This window comes from Hymenobacter saemangeumensis (assembly GCF_039541835.1).
Classification (GTDB): domain Bacteria; phylum Bacteroidota; class Bacteroidia; order Cytophagales; family Hymenobacteraceae; genus Hymenobacter; species Hymenobacter saemangeumensis.
On record NZ_BAABGZ010000037.1, the window covers coordinates 1 to 1,015 of the forward strand.

The 1,015-nt window shown below is 62.9% G+C and carries 2 protein-coding genes; both read right to left on the bottom strand.

Going from position 1 to position 1,015, the window contains the following annotated elements; all coding sequences use genetic code 11:
• Nucleotides 1-16: 16 nt before the first annotated feature.
• Nucleotides 17-559, bottom strand: a complete 543-nt coding sequence (locus ABD919_RS13845; protein WP_345236616.1) for an IS630 family transposase — start codon at nt 557-559, stop codon at nt 17-19.
• A gap of 17 nt (nt 560-576) precedes the next feature.
• Nucleotides 577-966, bottom strand: a complete 390-nt coding sequence (locus tag ABD919_RS13850; RefSeq protein WP_345236617.1) for a hypothetical protein — start codon at nt 964-966, stop codon at nt 577-579.
• Nucleotides 967-1,015 lie beyond the last annotated feature (49 nt).

The window sequence follows — 1,015 nt, forward strand, 5'->3', positions numbered from 1 at the left end:
TAGAGCGGTTTCGCAGTTACTGTACATGATATCCGCAATGGTCAAACCAGTTTTTGGCATCCTGTTCGGTTATCCAGGCGGCGGCTGCCAGCATGGCTTGTTCCAGCACGTCGCGGGTGCGTGCTTTTGTGGTACGCAACCAGGTTTTGAGCTTACTGAACGCGAGCTCAATGGGGTTAAAGTCCGGCGAATAAGGCGGCAGGTAGCGCAGGCGTACCCCGTATTTTTTCGCTATCGCGTCCAGGCCGTCCACTTTATGCACCGCCAAATTGTCGAGCACCACCACGTCGCCCGGTCGCAGGGTGGGGCCAAGTACCTGGTCGAGGTAGGCGGCAAACACCTCGCCGTTGACGGCCCCGTCCACGCTCACCAGCGCCCCGAGGCCGTCGGGGGTGAGCGCGGCGATGAGCGTCACGTTCGGGCCGCCGTGCAGCGGCACGGCCTGGTCCAGGCGCTGGCCGGCCGGGGCCCGGCCATAGCGGCGGCAGTAAGTCAGGTTGGTGCTCGTCTCATCGACGAAGACCAGCCGGGCAAAGCTTTCTCCCTGAATAGATTCCACAAACAAGCGGCGCAGCGCTACGACGCGCTCGGTGTCGCGTTCGGCGGCGTGGATGCTTTTTTTTTACGTCCCCAGCCCAGGCGTTCCACGGCCTGCCACACGGCCGTGCGCTGCAACGAGGGGCCTCCAGCCACCAGCAGGGCCTGGCCGATTTCGGCCAGCGTGGCATCGGGTTGCGCAGCCAGGCAGGCCAGCAGCACTTGGTCACCCGCCGCGTCCAGGTGTGGGGCCGGGCCGGGGTGGCGGGGCAGTTCGGCCACCGAACCGCTCGTGCGTTGGCGGCGCAACAGCTTGTCGGTAAACGATAACGAAACGGAAAAGCGGGCCGCTACCTGGTATATTTTGGCTCCTGGTTCAGCGCATGCCGCCGCTACTCGTTCCCGCAAATCTTGTGAATACGCTTTCATGCCCGAAGGTAAGGCTGAATCATGTACACTAACCCCGAAACCGCTCTAA